We start from the raw sequence: 20020 nt of genomic DNA on the forward strand, positions 1-20020 counted from the left end.
CTAAATCAGGCGTGTTACTCACTCTTCGGTTTTCAGGGAATAATTCAAACCCCCAAGTACTTTGGTACTTAGGGGTTTTTTACTAATAGGCAAAGAATCCTCTCTTTTGCTCGGATAAGGTTGTTTATTTATTTTGAATATGTTTGAATTAATTAAGGAATATGACCGATACAAGAGAAAAGAGATTCACATGAATCTAAAACTAGTCTTCCTTATTCTCCGTAATCCAGATTTGAACATTTGGAATCGGGTAAAGCTCTTGTACGTGCTGAAAAAATATAAAAAGAATGAACCGATTATGGTGTTCATGTTCGGTTTGCCAGGAGCGGGGAAGAGTACTATCGTAAAAAAGTTGGAAATGTTCTTTTTTAGCGTCTTCGGAAAGGAAATGGATCAACTTGATCCTGATCTCTATTTCCCTTCGGATTATGATAAAAAGAATCCAGATAAGTATTTTGATTCCACCCGGGCGGAGCTAGACAAGAAATTTAAGGAAGCTATTCAGTATGGACGATGGGCCATTTTCCAAACTGGCGGCTCACTTCTAGTGCCACGTAGTACTAAGATGATAGAGGGAATGGGAGCTGGTTATTACATTTTTTCGATCCTTATTGACGTAAATCCAGAAATCGCACGTCAACGTAATGAAGCACGGGACAGAACAGTCGAACCAGAAAAATTTGAGGAATGTGTGCAAGATCTTCCAAGAACATTCCGTATCCTAAAGCAATTGGGTGCAGGTTCAATAAAGATCAAAAATAACTAAATTGAACCGCGTTTGCTGAGTGGAATTGGCGTTAGCCAATCCATTCAGCAACTAAAATAATTACTCTACTTGAGCAGAAAATTTACAATGACAATGTGACTGCGGAAGATAATGGGTACCATGTATACCGATATGAAGGTGCTCTATACATCCTTAATGATGTTGTTCTTTTGTTGGCCAGTTGTTTTTTCTACTCTTATTTCTAACCCACCTCTATTGCGAGCTGGTTGGAAGCCTCTCACAAAATCTTTTCAAAAGATGGGCCAACTCTACAGGTGGTTATCTCGATTTTTTCCCATACGTTTCCTATTACATATGGCTCCAATGCTAACCATGTATCCACATCTTCACGTGTTGGAAAGTCTACGACTAACATAGATCCTATCATTTGATCATTCTCCAATATAGCTGCTCCAAACAACATATTTTTGCTCTCCACCAATTTATCCCCTAATGAAATGTGTTCAGCTCGCATTTTTAAGCGTCGTTCCTTCGCCATTGAATCCGTTCCGTCATAAGCAAGGACCAAAAATTGCATGACAATCAGCTCCTTTAAGCAAGCATTTATTTGAATCATCAATTATCTCTTTGTATCTTAAATACATACTATTTTACAATGATTAAGTTAGAGGTTCAATAAATGTTGATAAGGATAATCCCTATTAACAATAAGATGAATGATATAAATTGAAATTTCGAGAATTTTCTCTATAAATGAGATACGATAGTCCTGCAACAATCAGTCCATTAGCCGACGCAATTGGTGAAATTATGCTGGCAGGTCCAAGTTTTAATGCAATTGCTAAAGTTTGCATCATACCAAAGGAGAGTATTCCTGCAAATAGTCCAAAGAATATACCTGTTGTTTTAAGATGTTTTTCTCGGTTTAGCCATAAGGTAGTAGAAAACCAGATCAATCCAAATACATAAGAAAGAAAAATAATGGGATTATTGTTGAGATGGATTTCCTCTGTAATCTTTAACCCGCCGTTTCGAATAAAAAAGCCAATAAAAGCAACACCAACAGAGAGATACCACAGATTATTTTGAATGCGTAACTTTTGATTTGGATCAAATGGAAGTAGTAAAATGGCAACGATGATTAATAGAATAGCCAATCCTTCAAACCAATTTAGAGATTCTGAATAAAGGAAGATAGACATAAACACTATCAATATGACGTGACTATGTGCAACGGTTGCTGTTAAGCCAGCAGGACCGATATAGACTGATTTGCTATATAGTAAGTTACCTAATGTCGCAGCTAGTCCTATGATGATCCCGGCTAAAAGGGTATTCCAATTCCAATCCCAAGTCTGGGTATAAAAAAGGTAAAGGCATGATCCCAAGGAACCGGATAGATAGAAACCAAAAAGCAGTTTTTCTGATGTACCGCCTTTCATCGTATTGATCTTAAAGAAAAAAGCACTCAATCCATTGAAAAAAAAGCAGAGAAAGGCTAGAAAGAGCCACATTAATAGTAATCCTCCTACTAAAAAGATAGTTTAATTTTATTATAGACAATTATGTAATCAATCAATTTATCTTTTATCGACCTATTAGCTGATGAAGTTAGTTTTGTGGTAACATTGGAGATGTTGATGAAGATAAGCGATTTCTATTTTGTGGTGGATAGATGAGGATAGAGAGGTTTATAAAATGAAAACAAATACACATATAGCATTACGTGATTGGGCTGTAACGTTGGACGAGCTTGGCAAAGGAACGCAAATCATGCTGCTCAGAAAAGGTGGAATTCATGAAGAAACCCGCCACTTTGAAGTAACTAATGATAGCTTCTTTTTATTTCCAGCATATGAGCATCAGAAAACAGAGCTGTTGAAAGAGGAGTATCAAGGGAATATTGCAAAAAGCATCAAAAATTGGTCTCCAGAAGATAAACAAGTAATGGTGAAGTATTACGCTGAGTTATATGAAGACATGGAGTTATTAGATGAAGAAAAACTAAAAGCACTCAATCCTCATCATATCTGGACTAACGAATTTGCAGCAGAACGGTTAAAATGGAAAAAGAAACTTCCATTACATGTGTTGTTACTTCGTGTTTACCAACTAGAGCAACCAGTGGAAATTCCAATGCTAGCTGAGTATGGCGGATGCAAATCTTGGTTGAGCTTACCGGCGGAGAGTGTTCAAGGAAAAGAAGCTCATCCAGTCTTGTCTGATGAAGCATTTGCACAAAAAGTAGCAGATATAAAGCAGAGTTTACAAGCGGGCTAATAAGCCCGCTCTTTTTTATACTTGATATAGAGTAAACTTGAAAAAATTTATTTTCGGAAATATAAAGAAGATTAATCGCATGAAAAGAGTAAAAATTCATCACGAAATTGATCCGAAATTTCTTCATAATATTTGATTCATGATTTTATTTACACTATAGTAAAGAAATTTCGTAACAATGAGGTGATAGATTGGATAATAAAGTTTCAAAGCGTGGAAGACCACGAGATGAAAAAATTAATAACGATATCCTACAAGCTACACGATCTTTGTTGGTCGAAAATGGAATGAATAATTTTAGTATGAATGATGTTGCAAGCCGTGCTGGAGTTAGTAAGCCTACGATTTATCTCAGATGGAAGAATAAAGATGAGTTAATTTCAGACGCTTTTGGGGGTGGCTTCTGAGCAAACTGAAATTCCTGATACAGGGAATACTATGCAAGACTTACGTATCTTGCTGAAAGAAATTATTCATTCTATGAATGAATCATTAAATACCCCTGAAAATGCACCACATAAGATGATAGCTGGTATGCTGAGTACCTCATCATTATGGGAGCAGTATAAAAGAGATTTTTTAATACCTAGAAGACATGCATATAATATTTTGTTGGAAAGAGGAAAGGTGAGAGGTGAGATTCGCAGCGACGTAAACAGTGATGTGCTTATCGATCTGATAAGTGGTGCATATATTTACTGTGTACTCTTTCATACTCCTATGATAAACATGGAAGAATGGTTAGATAAATCATTTACTTTAATCAAAAATGGAATTTCTTAATAGTTTTGTAATGGAGGAAACTCGTCGTGAATGGCGGATTTTTATTAAAAGAAAGAAAACCAGACTATCATATGTCTGGTTTTATGCTTATGCAATTACATTTTGTACAGTCAATGTTTCCAATTCAATTATGATTTCATCAACTGTCATATCGCCTTCTAAGTAAATACCAACTAGTGTTGATACTAGCACGGACTCTTCACCTGAAATATGTAATAACTCCATTAACTCTTTGAGGGGATCATAGCTTTTAGGGAAAATATGTATGCTTTGTGAGCCGAAAACTTCTTCCAATTGTAAAGTCTTTTGATAAATTTGTTTGATAATCGATAATACCATTTTAATAAGTTCTTTTTTTTGTGTATCCAAATATAAAATCCTCTCTTAAGAAAATACAACAATTTCATTATACCAAACTTTTTGAACATATTTTAGGTTTGTAAAGGAATGCATGATTATCTTTTCAAAAGCATACCTATGGAGATAAAGAAGATAGCCCCGATAAGGGCTTTTTCTTATGAAACAAATACAGAGTTTACCATGATACATAAAAGGGTATTTGAACTTTGGGATACAAAAATGAATGAAAAAAAGACGTAGAGTTAGCGATGTAATATTGTAATTTTACAGAAAATGTATTGACAATCTACAGAAGAAAGCGGTACCATAAATATTGTAGGACTGTTTATTCCCTCAAACAACGGACGGAAGTACAGAAGATTAACCCGGTTAAAGGGAAGTGGGAGTACTATGATTTATGAATAAAAATGCCGACCTTTTGTTTACAAAAGAGATTACTCCGTTAATTATTCCGAAAGAGAAAGTGGTTGTATTAGAACCAGATTGGTCACTGGAGCGAGCTCTAATTGTATTAACTCGCAAAGGTACAACTTCCGTACCAGTCATTCATCCAGATGGTAAGGTTGAAGGGATTATCAGTAAGACGAATATATTGGATTTTCTCATTAACCCTAATAAGACACAAGAGCTCGATTTTTCGAAATTAAAAGAGTATCGTGTATTGGATGCAATGGATCGGAATCACATGGGAATTATGGCCAACTCCATTTTTTCATTTGCTTTTGAAGTATTGGTAAATCGCTCGTATATACCAATAATTGATATACGTCATCAGTTTGTCGGGATCTTAACGAGAAAAGTAATGATGGAAAAGGTAATTGAGTATTTTCATGAGGAATATTTGCAGACAGTAACAACAGAATTGTAGATGTAAAGAAAACTAGCCAATTAGCAAGGCTAAAAGTGCAGACAGATGCATAGCCTGCCTTTTGCAGATAAGATAAACTATTTTATCTGCGGAGAGAAAAAAACCAGTCAATTTTCCCTGTTGTATAGGGATTTGACTGGTTTTTTTAGATAAAAGAAAAATACCTTTTATAAATGTATTGGAATATTTATGCAGTATAGAAGTGTTATTAAAGTGTAGCAATTGGAAAATATAATTCACCATATGAGTTCAATTAAATAGGAAATCCTATTTGTTTGGAAGTTGTAAAAAATGGAGAGGATGAAGAATGCAAAGAACTAATGCCCTTTGGAAGTACGTTCAAACGACTCATTAAGTATTTGAAGAGTCATGCAGGTTTGGAAGAAATCTGTCAATTCAGTCCAGTAATCTGCATCTATATCTCTATTTATGAGGAGAGCAATCTCTTTCATTTTGGAAAATAGTTGTCGAATAGATTGGGAATTAATGGAAGATGTGCTGCTTTCTTCGTGTGATTTGATAACTAGTTTCTCTAAATCATCAAAAGTGTTTTCATAAATAATTACCTTAATAATCTCAGGTAGATGAGGAGCAACTTTTACTTGAGATCGACATTTTTCCCATGTGCGGAGCAATCTGCGATTATTTAAACTGTTGAGGTAGTCTTGCTCGGTATATGTCTCATAGTTACCATTATTTTCATGAATTTGGAATTTTTTTTTGTCTTTAGAACGTAAATAAATAACATTTTTAGATTGAATATAATGGTTAACACTAACATCAGCTGTATTTAAATTATACTTCTTCATCCTTTCTGCCCCCAGTTGTTACAAAATTTCCCCCAAAATAGAGAATAATGAAGAGAGAATCTTTCAAAAGATACTTTCTATTGTACACTATTCTCATAAAAAGTGGGCATAAAATAATGTGAGCAATGCGTGAATATAAAGTGGAAATTTATTATAAATAACAAAGTAATTATATAAAATATATGTATCATCTTTTGTTAATTAAAAAATAATCATCCCATTGAAAAAGGAATTTTTTTACTATTAATTTTTTGTTTCTTCCTGATTTATTGGTAAATCAAGATCACCTTGATCTATGGGAGTGTCTACGTTAGAATAAAATGAGAATCACATGATAATCAATCTAATTTAGGCTACACAAAAATGAGAAAACTACCTTATTTTCATATATAGGTGGAAAGTGCGTGGAGGAATGCGACTATGTCAACACCGAACCTCAGTATTCGGGATCTGCAAGTTTCGATTGAAGATAAACAAATTTTGAAAGGTGTGAATCTATCCGTAAATGGTGGAGAAATCCATGCGATTATGGGTCCAAACGGCACAGGGAAAAGTACTCTTGCTTCTGCTTTGATGGGACATCCAAAGTATGTGGTAACGAGTGGAAATGTTTCCATCAATGGCGAAGACCTATTAGAGATGGAAGTAGATGAGCGAGCTCGTGCTGGACTGTTTCTTGCGATGCAATATCCAAGTGAAGTCAGTGGAGTTACTAACTCTGACTTTTTGCGTAGTGCGATCAATGCAAAGCGTGGAGAAGGCAATGAAATTTCATTGATGAAGTTTATTCGTGAAATGGATAAACAAATGGAAGTATTAGATATGGATGAATCATTTGCAACCCGCTATTTAAACGAAGGATTTTCAGGTGGAGAAAAGAAACGAAATGAGATTCTACAAATGATGATGTTAAAACCTACTTTCTCCATTTTGGATGAGATCGACTCCGGTCTTGATATAGATGCATTAAAAATTGTTGCAGCTGGTGTAAATGAAATGAGAAGTCCTGATAGAGGTGTGATTATTATTACCCACTATCAACGCTTGTTGAACTATATCAAACCAGACTATGTACACGTATTTATGCAAGGCAAAATTGTGAAATCTGGTGGTCCAGAATTAGCTGAACGTCTTGAGCAAGAGGGATATGATTGGGTAAAAGAAGAGCTGGGCATTGTAGATGAAACTGTTGGACATAGGGTATAAGGATGGTGCCAACAATGAGTGTATTCAGTCGCAAAGAAATTAGCCGATTATCCCAAGCTCAAAATGAACCAAAGTGGGCATTGGAAAAACGACTTGAAGCTTTTAGTGCAATCGATTCACTTCCTTTGCCTAAATTAGAAAAAACGAATATTGATCGATGGAATTTTTCTGAGTTTCAGTTATACCAGACAAGTGAAAAGGTTGAACAAGCAGATGAATTACCCGATGCGGTCAGTCGATTAATCTTGGAAGATAGTAATGTGTTGGTGCAAAAAAACGATGCAGTGGTGTATCAAACAGAAAAAGACTTGGATCAAGGTGTTATTTTCACCAGTCTTCAAACTGCATACAAGCAACACGAAACATTATTGGAAAAGTATCTTTTTAGACAAGATACTACGGATCGGGTGGCTGCGATTCACCAAGCATTTAGCCAAGGAGGAGCATTTATATATGTTCCGCGCAATGTTTCCATCAAACTGCCATTGCAAGCTGTTTTTTGGTTAGATGGAAAAAAGGCTGGGATATTCCCGCATGTTTTAATCGTAGCAGAAGAAAATAGCCGAGTAGAGATCATAACAAACTTCTTGAGTACTAGCAGTGATGCGGCTGTTAGTAATAGTGTGATCGAGGCATTTGTCGGACAAGGTGCCAAAGTTCAAGTTGCGACCGTCAGTCACTTTGGGAACACAGTTGTAGATGTGATGAATCGTTTTGCAACAGTAGGACGAGATGGAGATATGGAATGGATTGTTGCAGATCTCAGCGATGGCCGAATTATCTCTAAGAGTACTACAAATCTCCAAGAAACTGGCGGACATGTAGACGTAAAATCCGTTTCCTTTGGTGCTGGTGAAATGCGTTCCAATATCACTTCTGAGATTCTTCATTTTGGTACCCATACCACAAGTGATATTCAAGCACGATCTGTGATGAAAGATAAAGCGACCAGTATCATCAACAGTATCACTAAGATTGAGAAAGGTGCTAGTAAATCCGATGGGCAGCAGACAGGTAAAGTGTTAATGTTGGACCCTGAAGCGCGCGGAGATGCTAATCCAATCTTATTGATTGATGAAAATGATGTTACGGCAGGTCATGCTGCTAGTGTAGGTCGTATCGATCCTTTGACATTGTTTTATTTGATGTCTCGAGGTGTTTCGAAAGAGGAAGCTTCTAAATTGATCATTCGAGGTTTCTTGGATACCGTTATCGCTGATATCCCATCAGCAGCATTGCGTGAAAGTATTCATGAGACTATTGAAGGGAAATTTACATCATGAACCCATGGAAAAAGGATTTTCCCATTCTATTTCAGCAAGTAAACGATCATCCCCTTGTATATTTGGATAGTGCAGCAACTTCTCAAAAACCAAACAGTGTGATCGAGAAAGTAGCAGCTTACTACCAAGGGTATAATTCCAATGTTCACCGTGGTGTGCATACGCTTGGTACAAGAGCGACAGATGCTTATGAAGGTGCACGGGATACAGTACAAAAGTTTATCAATGCGAAAAAGCGTGAGGAGATCATTTTTACCCGCGGAGCTACAACAAGTATGAATATTGTTGCACGTAGTTATGCTTTGGTGAATTGCAAAGCTGGAGATGAGATTTTGCTCAGTCCCGCTGAGCATCATGCCAATCTCATTCCTTGGCAGCAAGTTGCAAAACAAACAGGCGCAAAATTGGTATATATGCCGTTAGAAACAGATAGTACGATTCTTTTGGAGAAAGTACGTCCGCTCATAACCAATAAAACAAAAATTGTTGCGATCCAACATGTTTCTAATGTACTTGGAACTATCAACCCAGTTGCAAAACTTGCCAAGTTGGTGCATGAAGTTGGGGGCATTATAACAGTTGATGGAGCACAGAGTGTTCCTCATATGAAAGTAGATGTACAAGACCTGGATGTTGATTTTCTTTCTTTTTCTGGTCACAAAATGATGGGTCCTACTGGTATTGGAGTACTATATGGAAAAGAGCATCTGTTAGAAGAGATGGAGCCAGTTGAATTTGGTGGAGAGATGATTGACCATGTTGACCTAGAAAATGCTACGTGGAAAGAGCTGCCTTGGAAATTTGAAGGTGGTACTCCGATTATCGCGGGTGCAATTGGTTTAGGAGCAGCTGTCAATTATTTGCAAGAAGTGGGCATGGATCAAGTAGAAGCTCATGACCGCAAATTAACAGCCTATGCTTTAGAGAAATTATCCCAAATTGATGGAATTCGATTCTTTGGCCCATTGGAAAATCGCATTGGAGCTGTTACTTTTAACTTAGATAGCATTCATCCACATGACGTTGCAACAGTGCTGGACGCGGAAGGTATTGCCGTTCGTGCTGGACATCACTGCTGCCAGCCATTGATGAGATTACTAGGAGAAACAGCAACTGCTCGGGCTAGTTTTTATTTATATAATGATGAATCAGATATCGACCAACTAGTGATAGGGTTACAAAAAACGAAGGAGTATTTCGGACATGTCTTCCTTGGATGATTTATATCGCCGAGTTATTATGGATCACTATCAACGCCCTCGCAATAAAGGGGAGCTCGATGATAGTGCTATCTCCATCGAACTAAACAATCCAACATGCGGAGATCGAATATCTCTGCAAATGAACGTAGAAAATGGTATGATAAAGGATGCAAAGTTCCAAGGCGAAGGATGCTCAATCAGCCTGGCTTCTGCATCGATGATGACAGAATCGGTAAAAGGTTTGACTGTCGATCAGTCACTCCATTTGGTTGATCTTTTTTCACGAATGATGCAAGGAGAAGAAATAGATACGGAACAATTTCCGATTGAAGATATTGAAGCGTTAACTGGGGTGGCAAAGTTCCCAGCACGAATAAAGTGTGCGACATTAGCTTGGAAAGCACTTGAAAAAGGTGTAAAGCAATAAAAACAAAGAAGGAGGCAGCGTTTCATGACTACGATACCAGAGCTATCCGAGTATAAATATGGTTTTCGCGATAAAGACGTGTCTGTATTCCGTGCCAAACGTGGACTTACTCGTGAAATCGTAGAAGAGATTTCCAAAATGAAAGGCGAACCAGATTGGATGCTGGAATTTCGCCTAAAATCTCTCGAACAGTTTTATAAAATGCCAATGCCAAGTAATTTAAATAGCAAATGGTTTTCCTTGTTGCCTGGTAAATTGGACGAACTGAACTTTGATGACATCACCTACTATGTAAAACCTTCTGAACGCCAAGGGAAAACATGGGAAGAAGTACCTGATGAAATCAAACAAACCTTTGATAAACTTGGGATTCCAGAAGCAGAGCAAAAGTTCCTTGCAGGAGTATCTGCTCAATATGAATCAGAAGTCGTTTATCACAACATGCAAAAGGAACTGGAAGAACAAGGGGTAATTTTCTGCGATACTGATACTGCTGTTCGTGAGTATCCGGAGTTACTAAAAGAATACTTTGGTACCGTTATTCCTCCAGCAGACAACAAGTTTGCTGCATTGAACAGTGCAGTATGGAGCGGCGGCAGTTTCATCTATGTACCAAAAGGTGTGAAATGCGAAGTACCACTGCAAGCATACTTCCGCATTAACTCCGAAAATATGGGGCAATTCGAGCGTACCTTAATCATTGCAGATGAAGGAAGCTTTGTACATTATGTAGAAGGCTGTACCGCTCCTGTATACAGTACTAACTCTTTGCACAGTGCAGTAGTGGAGATCATTGTAAAAGATAACGCTCGTTGTCGTTACACGACCATCCAAAACTGGGCTCCAAACATCTACAACTTAGTGACCAAACGTGCTGTCGCAGAACGCGGTGCACATATGGAGTGGGTTGATGGTAACATCGGAAGTAAATTGACGATGAAATACCCAGCAGTTGTCATGAAGGGTGAAGGGGCAAAAGCAGACGTTCTTTCCATCGCAGTAGCTGGTAAAAACCAACACCAAGATGCAGGGGCTAAAGTTACTGCACTAGCACCAAACTGTACGGCAACGATTATATCCAAGTCGATCAGTAAACAAGGTGGAAAAGTAACCTACCGTGGATTGACGAGCTTTGGTCGTAACTCCGAAGGCTCCAAAGCAAATGTAAAATGTGATACCTTGATCTTAGATAATGAGTCCACTTCGGATACGATTCCTTACAATGAGATCAAAAACGATAACATCATCTTGGAGCACGAAGCAACAGTTTCCAAAGTGAGTGAAGATCAACTCTTCTACTTGATGAGCCGTGGATTGAGTGAAAACGAAGCAACTCAAATGATTATCATGGGCTTTATCGAACCATTTACCAAAGAATTACCAATGGAATATGCGGTTGAAATGAACCGTTTGATTAAGTTTGAGATGGAAGGTTCGATTGGTTAATTGTTTGTGTAATCCCTTTGCCGAAAAGCAAAGGGATTTTTTTTAGCTTGAAATGATGGGGAAGAGATATTTATTTTCTGAGTTATCTAAAATATAATCAAAGTAGCAACTTGAAGTGTCACGTCGACAAGGAACATTATGACCGGGATGCCCCAGACCACTTCCACCACCGACTTCGTCGATCGGCTGGACGCAGTGGAGGCTGATCTGAACGCCCTTAAGGAAATGCTGAAGGTTCTGATGGTCAAGTTGTACCACAAGGGTCAGGTCAACACTCGCCTGTTCAAGGCTCTTCAGGAGCTGTTCCCCCAAGAGTGGGAAGCTCTCAAGAAGAACGGTGTGCGATTGGAGGAGGAGTTGGATCGGGATGGGCTGACTTCAGCGGTGTGACGCATCCCCGTGGGTGAGTGGATCATCGAATTCGCACACTTCACGGGGCACGACGATTATCGATTGTTTAAATAGATGAATAGGGAAGCCCGCCCTGTAGGATCAGAAGGCGGGCTTACTTATCTTTCGGATCAGAGATATTAGAAAAATAGGGGATGATTTTATCTGTAGATTTATCACTCAAATAATGGGGCATATTCACTTGGTCGATAAATAAAATCCCATCATATTGATCTTTTGGTATGAGTTGCTCATCCCAACCTCCCCAATCTAAAATACCGCGCTCTGTATACATCCATGAAGTTTCCTCTCGTTTTTTTGCCTTTGATAGATCGACAAATAGATTCGGATAGCCTGTTTTACTTAGAATAGACTCTACGGTTCCTTTTGGATGGGGATACTGCACCTTAAGAGGTTTACGATCGTTTAAAGCGGAAACTCCTCGATTCATATAAAGCCCAATAACATAAGATTGACGCCTGATATTAGCTGGTAATAAATGACCTAAGCTGTTAATAGACCTTCGGTTAGGATTTTGCGTTTGCGGATTGTTTTTCCGAATATGTAGATTATGTGCCCAGATGATGATTTTTTGATTGGGATACAGTTTTTCCGTTAACCAAACCAAATTTTTTGCCATTGCCTGATCACGTGCTACGTAATAGTTATCAAAAGCTTGATCAGCTAACTGCTTATTTCCTGATTCAAGATAGTTGTTATAGGATACATAATAGGGCATCACTTTTGTTACAGACTGAATGCGATCTTGTAAGACATATTGGGTTACTTTTAACAAGTTAGGTTCATTTGGGTAGATTTGAGATAATTCTTTTTCATGTTGTTTCGTAAATTGATATAAAATCTGATATGCTTCGATCATTTTCTGCTGGTCATCATGAAAAGATTCTGCATCCGATTGCTGGAGAGACTCGGAAAATCGCTCTTCCGTTCGCTTTGCTAACTTCCCCATCTGAGGATCAATCTTTTGAAACCAGTTGTTTAAAAATGTCCCATAGGAACCGACTGGCTGCATATCCATTCCAGCTAGTTGCATACGATCTTTGGTAGTGCTTTTTTTCTTTATATATTCAAAAAGCGGCAGGCCTTCTTTTGTCTGCCAAATATCAAATAATCCATTTTTCATAGATTGTACGGCTGATTGCTTGTCTATTTGAGCATCTACAGCGAATAATTCCCCTAATCCTGATTCAAATGCGAGTACTTGATATCCTTGGTTTTCATGGAGATACTGTACAAGACGTACCTTCGTAGAATTGAATTCTGCTGCTCCATGTGAACTCTCTCCTAAAAATACAATCCGTTTGTTTTTTAGGACTTGATCCAAAAAGCGTAGGTCTCTATAATAATCTCCTACTTCGGGGCGAGTTTTTTCAATTGGGTGGCTATTCAATTTTAGCCATTGCTGCCATTTCGGATTTTCAGGATTTTCTGCTTGGGCTCGGAAAATCGCCAGAAAGGGAGTCAAGCTTAAACAAATTACCATCATCCAAAGAAATTTGTGTGTATGATGAAATTTGTTTTTTATATAAATCATTGTTTTCTTCCCTTTCCTAAATGAACTATAGTGAAAAAAGCTATAGATTTCTTATATGTTTTGTATAAAGTTTAATTATATTATGAATTGGCTTGAAATAAATTGTAAAAAGAATGAATTTTACTTCCTGATGGTTCCCTAATGATAGTAAAGATACAAAAATCCCCTCTTCTTCGATTAGGTAAGAAGAGGGGATTCATATGAGGATGTATGTGTTAAGATTAGCAAATTAGGTGAGAAAAGAGGTAACAGGAAAGTTGCCTCTTTTCGTTTGATATATGATATTATCGACAAGGAAGACCAGACCCACCATCCGAACCGGTATAAATATAAGTATCGGAAACATATCCATAAATAGAAACACCAGCATGGTCTTTTCCAAGGTAGATTTTATCCCAAATGTTACTGGTGCCAAAGTATCCACTTACCGTTGTTCCTTTTGTATAACAACGATAATCTACAGTTTTGCCATCGTATACTTTGCCTATGATTGTTCCTGTAGAAGTTGATGGATAATCACGTACATAGATATAGTTACCAGAAGTACTTGTTACTACCTCATACAATTGATAGGCAAAAGCTTGGGAAGTAAATGCAAATAAAGTTAGAACAAGGGTAAACATTGCTGTGATCGGTAATTTCTTTTTCATGATGATACCCCTTTCATTGTATATGTTATTAATATAATTTAAATTCTAAATGATAGAAAGAGGTTAATGCAAAAATGATAAGATGGTTGGGTAAAAATTTTTATTTTGTTTTACTATTTGTGCTTATTATTTTCTTTTTTGTATTTGTAGGGGCACGTTTCTTTTAAGTAAAAAAAGAAGCTAACCATAATAATAAAAGTTAGCTTCTTTTTATATATGGTTTTCAGTTCTTCGGTTGACTCCGTCGACGAAGATCGGTTGTACAAAGTGTTTGATCCGTTCCATGATTCTTTTGCCTTTGATGAGTTCCTCGCCGCCTTTTGGAGTATTGGAGAAGTATTCTTCTAATTCTTCTAAGGTTAAGTTGGAAGTGAAAATAATTGGTAAACGTTCTGTCATACGGTATTGTAAGATGACACCTAAAATATCATCCCGAATCCAAGGTGTTAAAGATTCTGCGCCTATATCATCCAATATCAGCAAAGGTGCTGTTTTGACAACTTCTAATTTTTCCGCGATACCTTCCCCATTTTGTGAGATAGCATTTTTCATCTCGGAAAACAAAGCAGATGTATGAATCATCAATGTAGAAACGCCATACACTGCTAGTTCATTCATGATAGCCCCTGCCAGATAGCTTTTGCCAACACCAAAATCCCCGTACAAGTAAAGTCCCCTAGTCGCTTTATCGTCCCGAAATGCGACACAAAAATGAAGTGCAGCCTGAAAAGCTTTCGCGCGCTTAGCTTCTAAGACAAATGTTTCAAATGTTGCCTTTTGGATATCTGAAGGGATTTGTTCACAGCGTATAAGAGAACGTCGACGTTTTGCTTCTTCTTCAGCACGCTGAAAACGACAAGGTTGCATTTGCAGGTCAAAAAAACCATTGTACTCGATTAATTTTGGAAAATGGCCAGTGATTATATTTGTACATCCTTCAAGACCACGACAACTTTCGCAAGCTGTTTTTTCCGTAACATATTGTTTTACGTTAGGAATAGAGCGCCAATAGGTGGAGAGCGGAATATCTGGATGTGTTTGCATAAATGATTGGAGTTGTTTATTCTGCTGCAATCTTTGAAAGACAGCATGCTTCGCTTTCTCTGCATCATTACTAGAGAAAGGGGAGACTTGTTTCAAGGCTTTCATCCAGTTCATTCCTCCTACATCCTAATTTCCAATCTCCTCTAAATATTGAATCATCGTATCGATTCCAACACCAATTGCTTTTTCATCAGGGGTAATCTTCGAATGATGTAATCCGTATGGAGTGTCCACACCAAGCCAAAATAGGAAGCCAGGAATTTCTTTTAGAAAGTAACCAAAATCTTCACCAGTCATCGCTTCCCTACATTCTATCAATTGATATTCGGTTTTTTCTTGTACCCAGTTCATAAATTGTTTGGTGACTGCTTCGTGATTTTCGACATCAACATATTGCATACCCCAATTGAGAATAGCTTCACATTGGAAGCTCGTACCAATACCTTGGACAATATTTTTAACGCGTTGTTGCATTGTTTTCATCGTTTCTAAAGAAAGGGTGCGAATAGTTCCGTTCAATTCAGCAGTTCCAGCAATAATATTTTCTTTCGTGCCTGCCGTTAATTTTCCAACAGTAAGAACGGCAGAATCTAGTGGGTTCACATTACGTGAAACGATTGTTTGAAGTTGGGCGAAAAGTTGCGTTGCTGCCACTACCATATCATTCGTTTGATGTGGGTAAGCGGCATGACCTGATTTTCCGATGAGCTGGATATGAATTTCTGCCGTATTAGCAAATAAAATACCTGAGCGGGTAGCAATGGTACCTACTGGATATTCAGGAGCGATATGCAGGGCAAATATCATATCTGGTTTCCAAGATTGAAACTCGATACTTTTCATCATTGGTTCTGCTCCGCCAGGTCCTTCTTCAGCTGGCTGGAAAATAAAAATAAGGTCATCTTTCACAGGATGATAGGAAAAATGGTAAACCAATCCTAGGGCAATCGTCATGTGAAGATCATGTCCACAAGCATGCATGTATCCAGGATGAGTGGATTGAAACTCATAGCCGGTTTCTTCTTGAATCGGCAATCCATCCATATCTGTACGAAAACCAATTCGTTTGCGTGGTGCTGTTCCAGCAACTTTGACGATAATGCCTGTTTTCCAAGTTTTTAGTTCTATATTAGGTAAATCTTTTAACTGGGATAGAAGAAATGCTTGTGTTTTTTCTTCTAAGTATCCAGGCTCCGGTATTTGGTGCAATTGTCGTCTAATTTGTATCCATTTGTCCAAAGAAACAGTCATATGCCTTTTACTCCATTTTTGATAATAATTGATGAAAAATAGCGATAAAGTGTATTACTTCCTCTTTTGTCAAAGTCAAAGGTGGTAACAATCGAATAACGGTACCCGCTGTAATATTGATTAAGATTCCGTTCTCTAAAAATTCCTGTCGTAGTTGTTCGATTGTTGTTTTGCTGAGTGTGGTGATGATTCCAATCATCATTCCACGTCCATTAATCTGTTCGATAAGAGCTGGGAATTTCCTTTGCAGTTTTTGTAATTCACTCCATAAGAAATCTGCGACTTCTTTTCCCTTTTCCAGTTGTTTTTGTTCAAGCAATACATCTAAAACCGCATTACCTAAAGCTGCAGACAGGGGAGATGGAGAGAAGGTAGTTCCATGGTCACCTGGTTGGAATGTGTTTTTTAGTTTCGGCCCTGCAATGATTCCGCCTAGAGGTAATCCTCCTCCTATGCCTTTAGCAAAAAGGATCAAGTCAGGTTGCAAATCATAAGCTTGGTAAGCAAATAATGTTCCTGTTCTTCCAACACCTGTCTGGATTTCATCCAAGCAGAACAACATATTTTTTTCCTGACAAAGAGATTGTGCTGTTTGTAAAAATTGTTGTGTCAGAGGTATGATACCTCCAGCACCGAGAATAGGCTCAACTAAAATAGCAGCAGGACGATGATTTTCACATACTTCTTTTAATCCAGCAATATCATTTATTTCTACTTCATGAATTCGGATTGGAAGTGTTGGGAAATCTTGATAAATACCAGGTTGACGTGTTAAGCGAAGAGCACCAAGCGTTCTACCATGAAAACTATTTTTGAGAACAATAATTCCTTCTTTGGATTCTTCTTGTCTGCTAGTCCATTTATGAATGCTTTTGATGGCTGCTTCGGTTGCTTCTGCACCAGTACTACAGAAATATACTTTTCCATCCTCGAGCGTATTGTCTACCAATCGCTTTGCTAATCGAATAGCTGGAGGACTATAGAAAAAATTCGATATATGCAGGAAGCGCTCGGCTTGTTTAGCCAGCGCATTCATCAAATACGGATGGGAGTGCCCTAAAATATTTACTGCTAGTCCTGTGAATAAATCTAAATACCGCTTTTCGTTGATATCAAAAAGATAATTGCCTTTGGCATGATCGATTACAAGTGGTAAACGGCTATAAGTGGACATGATATATTCATGGTCCAAAGAGACCCAATCCGCCATATTTGATGAAACCTCCTATAGACTGCGAAGATCTTCTAAGATTTCTGTTTTGGATTTTGTCTTTTCGTCAATTTCTTTGATAACACGAGCAGGAGTACCTGCAACGACTACATTTGGTGGTACATCTTTTGTAACTACAGCACCTGCTGCCACTACAGAGCCATGACCTACTGTCACGCCTTCTAAAATAACGGCATTGGCTCCTACGAGTACATCGTCTTCAATCGTTACAGGTGCTGCTGAAGGAGGTTCAATTACTCCTGCGATCACGGCTCCTGCACCGATATGACAGTTTTTTCCGATATGGCCTCGTCCACCGACAACAGCATTCATATCAATCATGGTTCCTTCTCCGATTACTGCACCGATATTGATCACAGCGCCCATCATGATGATCGCTTGTTTTCCAATCTGTACGTGTTCACGAATAATTGAACCTGGTTCAATACGAGCTTCTATGTCTTTTAAATCAAGTAATGGTACACCCGAGTTACGGCGATCATTTTCCACGACATAATCTTGTATTGCTGTTTTATTTTCGCTTAAGACAGGTTCGATATCTGCCCAGTTTCCAAATAAGACACCTGAATTTCCAGAAAAGAAAGTTTGTACTTCATCTGAGAATGAAAGTTTCTCAAGGTCTCCTTTTATGTAGACTTTAACAGGAGTTTTTTTTGTCGATTTTGCTATATATTGAACTATTTCCTCAGAGTTTAAATGCTGCATGTTTTCGTCATCCTTTCCAATCAATCTAAGTCAAAAGTATAACATAATACGAGGGTTAATGACCGTCTTCTATGAATAAATTGCATTTCCAACCATTTACACTTTTTGGAGAACTATTCGTTTATTAGGAACTCCAGTTGAGTAAATCCACTAACATTTTATTCCAAATCCGCTTGATATGCATGTCTTTCGCGTCTGTTGTAAAGAGCAACAAAGGACGCTACAGCCAAGCATATCTTCGCTGGGATTATTTGTATTTATTTTTGCTCAAGTATAGTAGGAAATGAAATTCTTATGAATATCCTACATTGTTTTTATGCATTTGAATGTAATCTAATACAAAAATAAGAACCCCAAGAGGAGTTCCTTCCATAGCAAAATATATTTTAGTTTGCCAATCCTAGCTCATTCGGACCATCTAGTATGTTTTCTTTAATTTCATAGGTTTTGCGCATGCAGTGTTGGAACTTCTCTTCGTCTTGTCCATTAAAGCAGCCAGCTAGGTTATACCAAATTTTCCATTCCATATCTTTATACTGGTATTTTTGAGCGGTTTCAATCCCTTGTTCAAAGAAATGAATTGCTTTATTTGTGTCATTCATCATTTGACAAAGTTCACCAGTAAGTACTAAATTGGATACCAACTGAGGTGCATCTTGAAACTTAGTAGCATATCGAATCGCATGTTGGAAGTATTCAAATGCCTCAGATAGTTTATTTTGTTTCAAGTACAGGACTCCTGTACGGCTGTAGACCGTCACCCACCGCTGATCAATTGGAATTTTTTCTTCCAGTTTGCGAGCCATGAGGAAGGAGTTTTCTGCCATTTCCCAATCTTTTTGTGCAGTGTAAATAGTTCCAAGAACGATCCATAAATCGAACATTGCACTGTATTGTTTATTTCTACGGGCTATATCGATACCTTCCACGGCATATTCGATCGCTTCTTCAATCAAGCCAGTACGACGGGATAATTCAGAGCGAAGCCAGTAAAATCCAAGCGTAGTTTCAATATCATCTACTTCTGTTAATAAGTGCCATGAATCTTGAACCAATTGCATTGCTTCTGTTATCCGGCCTAATTTTTGAAGCATGATTCCTTTATGTTTATGCAAGAGGTGTTTGACATGCTGCATTTCACCGTCTTCATAAAAGGCGAGTAGACCATCGTTAATGTACTCTAATGCTTGCTCCAAATGCCCTTGATGGTTGCTGCATACCCCTAGTAAAAGATAACTCGCAGATTCCATATTATTTTCTTGATATGAATTTTGTTGAGCACTGCGCAGCGCATTGTAGAAAGATCGTTCTGCTTGTTTCCATTTCTTTTTTGCCATGTAGCATTTGCCTTTATAGAAGTAAGCATGTGCGATATATGGATGACTATCGTCTAGCTTTAATTCTTCTAATTTTGCTAACGCATCGTCGACATATCCGATTTGGCGCAAGGTGGATATGGTTAAAAGAGCAAATTTTACTCGCTTGAGTTCGACTTGTTCTTGGACAAGCATTTCGGGTAGTTTGCTCATAGGTAATTCTAATTTTTCAAGCAAATAAGTTACTTTTTCAGGGCTGACATGTGCGACGCCCCGTTCGATATTACTGACAGTAGCAGGAGAAATATTTTCATCCGCTAAGTCTTCAAGGCGAAGACCGCGTTCTTTACGAACTTTGCGAATTACTTCCCCCATTTCATGAAGAGCTAATGTTTTCATTTTTATCACCTCAACGGAAAAGTTTGGACATAAATATATTAAACTTTTATAAAACAAAAGAAAACCGAGTTTTAGAAATATTACACAG

The 20020-nt window shown here is 37.9% G+C and carries 22 protein-coding genes; 11 read left to right on the forward strand and 11 right to left on the reverse strand.

Going from position 1 to position 20020, the window contains the following annotated elements; all coding sequences use genetic code 11:
- Positions 1-190: 190 nt before the first annotated feature.
- Positions 191-766 carry a zeta toxin family protein gene (locus tag AC5WOF_RS14885; RefSeq protein WP_496050743.1) on the forward strand — a complete coding sequence of 192 codons (576 nt, stop codon included), beginning with the start codon at positions 191-193 and terminating at the stop codon, positions 764-766.
- Between the two features lie 238 nt (positions 767-1004).
- On the opposite strand, the gene AC5WOF_RS14890 is transcribed toward AC5WOF_RS14885, so the two are convergent.
- Entirely contained in the window at positions 1005-1343 is a 339-nt protein-coding gene (locus AC5WOF_RS14890) for a YciI family protein (protein WP_496050744.1), read from the reverse strand.
- Positions 1344-1428: 85 nt separating this feature from the next.
- Positions 1429-2241, reverse strand: coding sequence for an EamA family transporter (locus AC5WOF_RS14895; RefSeq protein WP_496050745.1), 813 nt, complete (start codon positions 2239-2241; stop codon positions 1429-1431).
- A gap of 184 nt (positions 2242-2425) precedes the next feature.
- Here AC5WOF_RS14895 and AC5WOF_RS14900 point away from each other — a divergent pair, with 184 nt between their 5' ends.
- The 3 genes from AC5WOF_RS14900 (at position 2426) to AC5WOF_RS14910 (ending at position 3790) form a co-directional block, all read left to right on the forward strand.
- Positions 2426-3007 (forward strand): DUF1802 family protein, encoded by a 582-nt coding sequence (locus AC5WOF_RS14900; RefSeq protein ID WP_496050746.1) that lies wholly within the window; start codon positions 2426-2428, stop codon positions 3005-3007.
- A 191-nt stretch (positions 3008-3198) separates the two neighbouring features.
- Positions 3199-3414, forward strand: coding sequence for a helix-turn-helix domain-containing protein (locus tag AC5WOF_RS14905; protein ID WP_496050747.1), 216 nt, complete (start codon positions 3199-3201; stop codon positions 3412-3414).
- Positions 3404-3790, forward strand: coding sequence for a TetR-like C-terminal domain-containing protein (locus tag AC5WOF_RS14910; RefSeq protein WP_496050748.1), 387 nt, complete (start codon positions 3404-3406; stop codon positions 3788-3790). Before AC5WOF_RS14905 ends, AC5WOF_RS14910 begins: the two co-directional genes overlap by 11 nt.
- Positions 3791-3877: 87 nt before the next feature.
- Here the strand turns inward: AC5WOF_RS14910 and AC5WOF_RS14915 are convergent, their stop codons facing one another.
- Positions 3878-4159 (reverse strand): hypothetical protein, encoded by a 282-nt coding sequence (locus tag AC5WOF_RS14915; protein WP_496050749.1) that lies wholly within the window; start codon positions 4157-4159, stop codon positions 3878-3880.
- Positions 4160-4547: 388 nt separating this feature from the next.
- Here AC5WOF_RS14915 and AC5WOF_RS14920 point away from each other — a divergent pair, with 388 nt between their 5' ends.
- Positions 4548-5018, forward strand: coding sequence for a CBS domain-containing protein (locus AC5WOF_RS14920; RefSeq protein ID WP_496050750.1), 471 nt, complete (start codon positions 4548-4550; stop codon positions 5016-5018).
- A 317-nt stretch (positions 5019-5335) separates the two neighbouring features.
- Here the strand turns inward: AC5WOF_RS14920 and AC5WOF_RS14925 are convergent, their stop codons facing one another.
- The gene (locus AC5WOF_RS14925) at positions 5336-5827 is read right to left on the reverse strand and encodes a hypothetical protein (protein ID WP_496050751.1); all 492 of its coding nucleotides are present in this window, start codon (positions 5825-5827) and stop codon (positions 5336-5338) included.
- A gap of 420 nt (positions 5828-6247) precedes the next feature.
- On the opposite strand from AC5WOF_RS14925, the gene sufC reads away from it, so the two are divergent.
- The 6 genes from sufC to AC5WOF_RS14955 all read left to right on the forward strand — a co-directional run bounded on the left by sufC (position 6248) and on the right by AC5WOF_RS14955 (position 11781).
- Positions 6248-7033, forward strand: coding sequence for a Fe-S cluster assembly ATPase SufC (gene sufC / locus AC5WOF_RS14930; RefSeq protein ID WP_496050752.1), 786 nt, complete (start codon positions 6248-6250; stop codon positions 7031-7033).
- Between the two features lie 14 nt (positions 7034-7047).
- The gene (gene sufD, locus AC5WOF_RS14935; RefSeq protein ID WP_496050753.1) at positions 7048-8316 is read left to right on the forward strand and encodes a Fe-S cluster assembly protein SufD; all 1269 of its coding nucleotides are present in this window, start codon (positions 7048-7050) and stop codon (positions 8314-8316) included.
- Positions 8313-9536 carry a cysteine desulfurase gene (locus tag AC5WOF_RS14940; protein ID WP_496050754.1) on the forward strand — a complete coding sequence of 408 codons (1224 nt, stop codon included), beginning with the start codon at positions 8313-8315 and terminating at the stop codon, positions 9534-9536. Before sufD ends, AC5WOF_RS14940 begins: the two co-directional genes overlap by 4 nt.
- Positions 9520-9945: a Fe-S cluster assembly sulfur transfer protein SufU gene (gene sufU, locus AC5WOF_RS14945; RefSeq protein WP_496050755.1), complete on the forward strand. Its 426-nt coding sequence runs from the start codon at positions 9520-9522 to the stop codon at positions 9943-9945. Before AC5WOF_RS14940 ends, sufU begins: the two co-directional genes overlap by 17 nt.
- Before the next feature lie 24 nt (positions 9946-9969).
- On the forward strand, positions 9970-11391 hold the full coding sequence (gene sufB / locus AC5WOF_RS14950; protein ID WP_496050756.1) for a Fe-S cluster assembly protein SufB: 1422 nt from the start codon (positions 9970-9972) through the stop codon (positions 11389-11391).
- Positions 11392-11529: 138 nt separating this feature from the next.
- Positions 11530-11781, forward strand: coding sequence for a hypothetical protein (locus AC5WOF_RS14955; protein WP_496050757.1), 252 nt, complete (start codon positions 11530-11532; stop codon positions 11779-11781).
- Between the two features lie 115 nt (positions 11782-11896).
- Here the strand turns inward: AC5WOF_RS14955 and AC5WOF_RS14960 are convergent, their stop codons facing one another.
- From AC5WOF_RS14960 to AC5WOF_RS14990, 7 genes are all read right to left on the reverse strand, one after another.
- The gene (locus AC5WOF_RS14960) at positions 11897-13336 is read right to left on the reverse strand and encodes an erythromycin esterase family protein (RefSeq protein ID WP_496050758.1); all 1440 of its coding nucleotides are present in this window, start codon (positions 13334-13336) and stop codon (positions 11897-11899) included.
- 284 nt (positions 13337-13620) lie between these two features.
- Complete coding sequence (locus tag AC5WOF_RS14965) at positions 13621-13986, reverse strand: SH3 domain-containing protein (protein WP_496050759.1); 366 nt, start codon at positions 13984-13986, stop codon at positions 13621-13623.
- Between the two features lie 210 nt (positions 13987-14196).
- Positions 14197-15135, reverse strand: a complete 939-nt coding sequence (gene dnaI / locus AC5WOF_RS14970; RefSeq protein ID WP_496050760.1) for a primosomal protein DnaI — start codon at positions 15133-15135, stop codon at positions 14197-14199.
- 21 nt (positions 15136-15156) lie between these two features.
- Positions 15157-16281, reverse strand: coding sequence for an N-acetyldiaminopimelate deacetylase (locus tag AC5WOF_RS14975; protein ID WP_496050761.1), 1125 nt, complete (start codon positions 16279-16281; stop codon positions 15157-15159).
- Between the two features lie 7 nt (positions 16282-16288).
- The gene (locus tag AC5WOF_RS14980; protein ID WP_496050762.1) at positions 16289-17491 is read right to left on the reverse strand and encodes an aspartate aminotransferase family protein; all 1203 of its coding nucleotides are present in this window, start codon (positions 17489-17491) and stop codon (positions 16289-16291) included.
- A gap of 15 nt (positions 17492-17506) precedes the next feature.
- Positions 17507-18217 carry a 2,3,4,5-tetrahydropyridine-2,6-dicarboxylate N-acetyltransferase gene (gene dapD / locus AC5WOF_RS14985; RefSeq protein WP_496050763.1) on the reverse strand — a complete coding sequence of 237 codons (711 nt, stop codon included), beginning with the start codon at positions 18215-18217 and terminating at the stop codon, positions 17507-17509.
- 386 nt (positions 18218-18603) lie between these two features.
- Complete coding sequence (locus AC5WOF_RS14990; protein ID WP_496050764.1) at positions 18604-19932, reverse strand: helix-turn-helix domain-containing protein; 1329 nt, start codon at positions 19930-19932, stop codon at positions 18604-18606.
- Positions 19933-20020 lie beyond the last annotated feature (88 nt).

This window comes from Shimazuella sp. NTD250 (assembly GCF_059510375.1).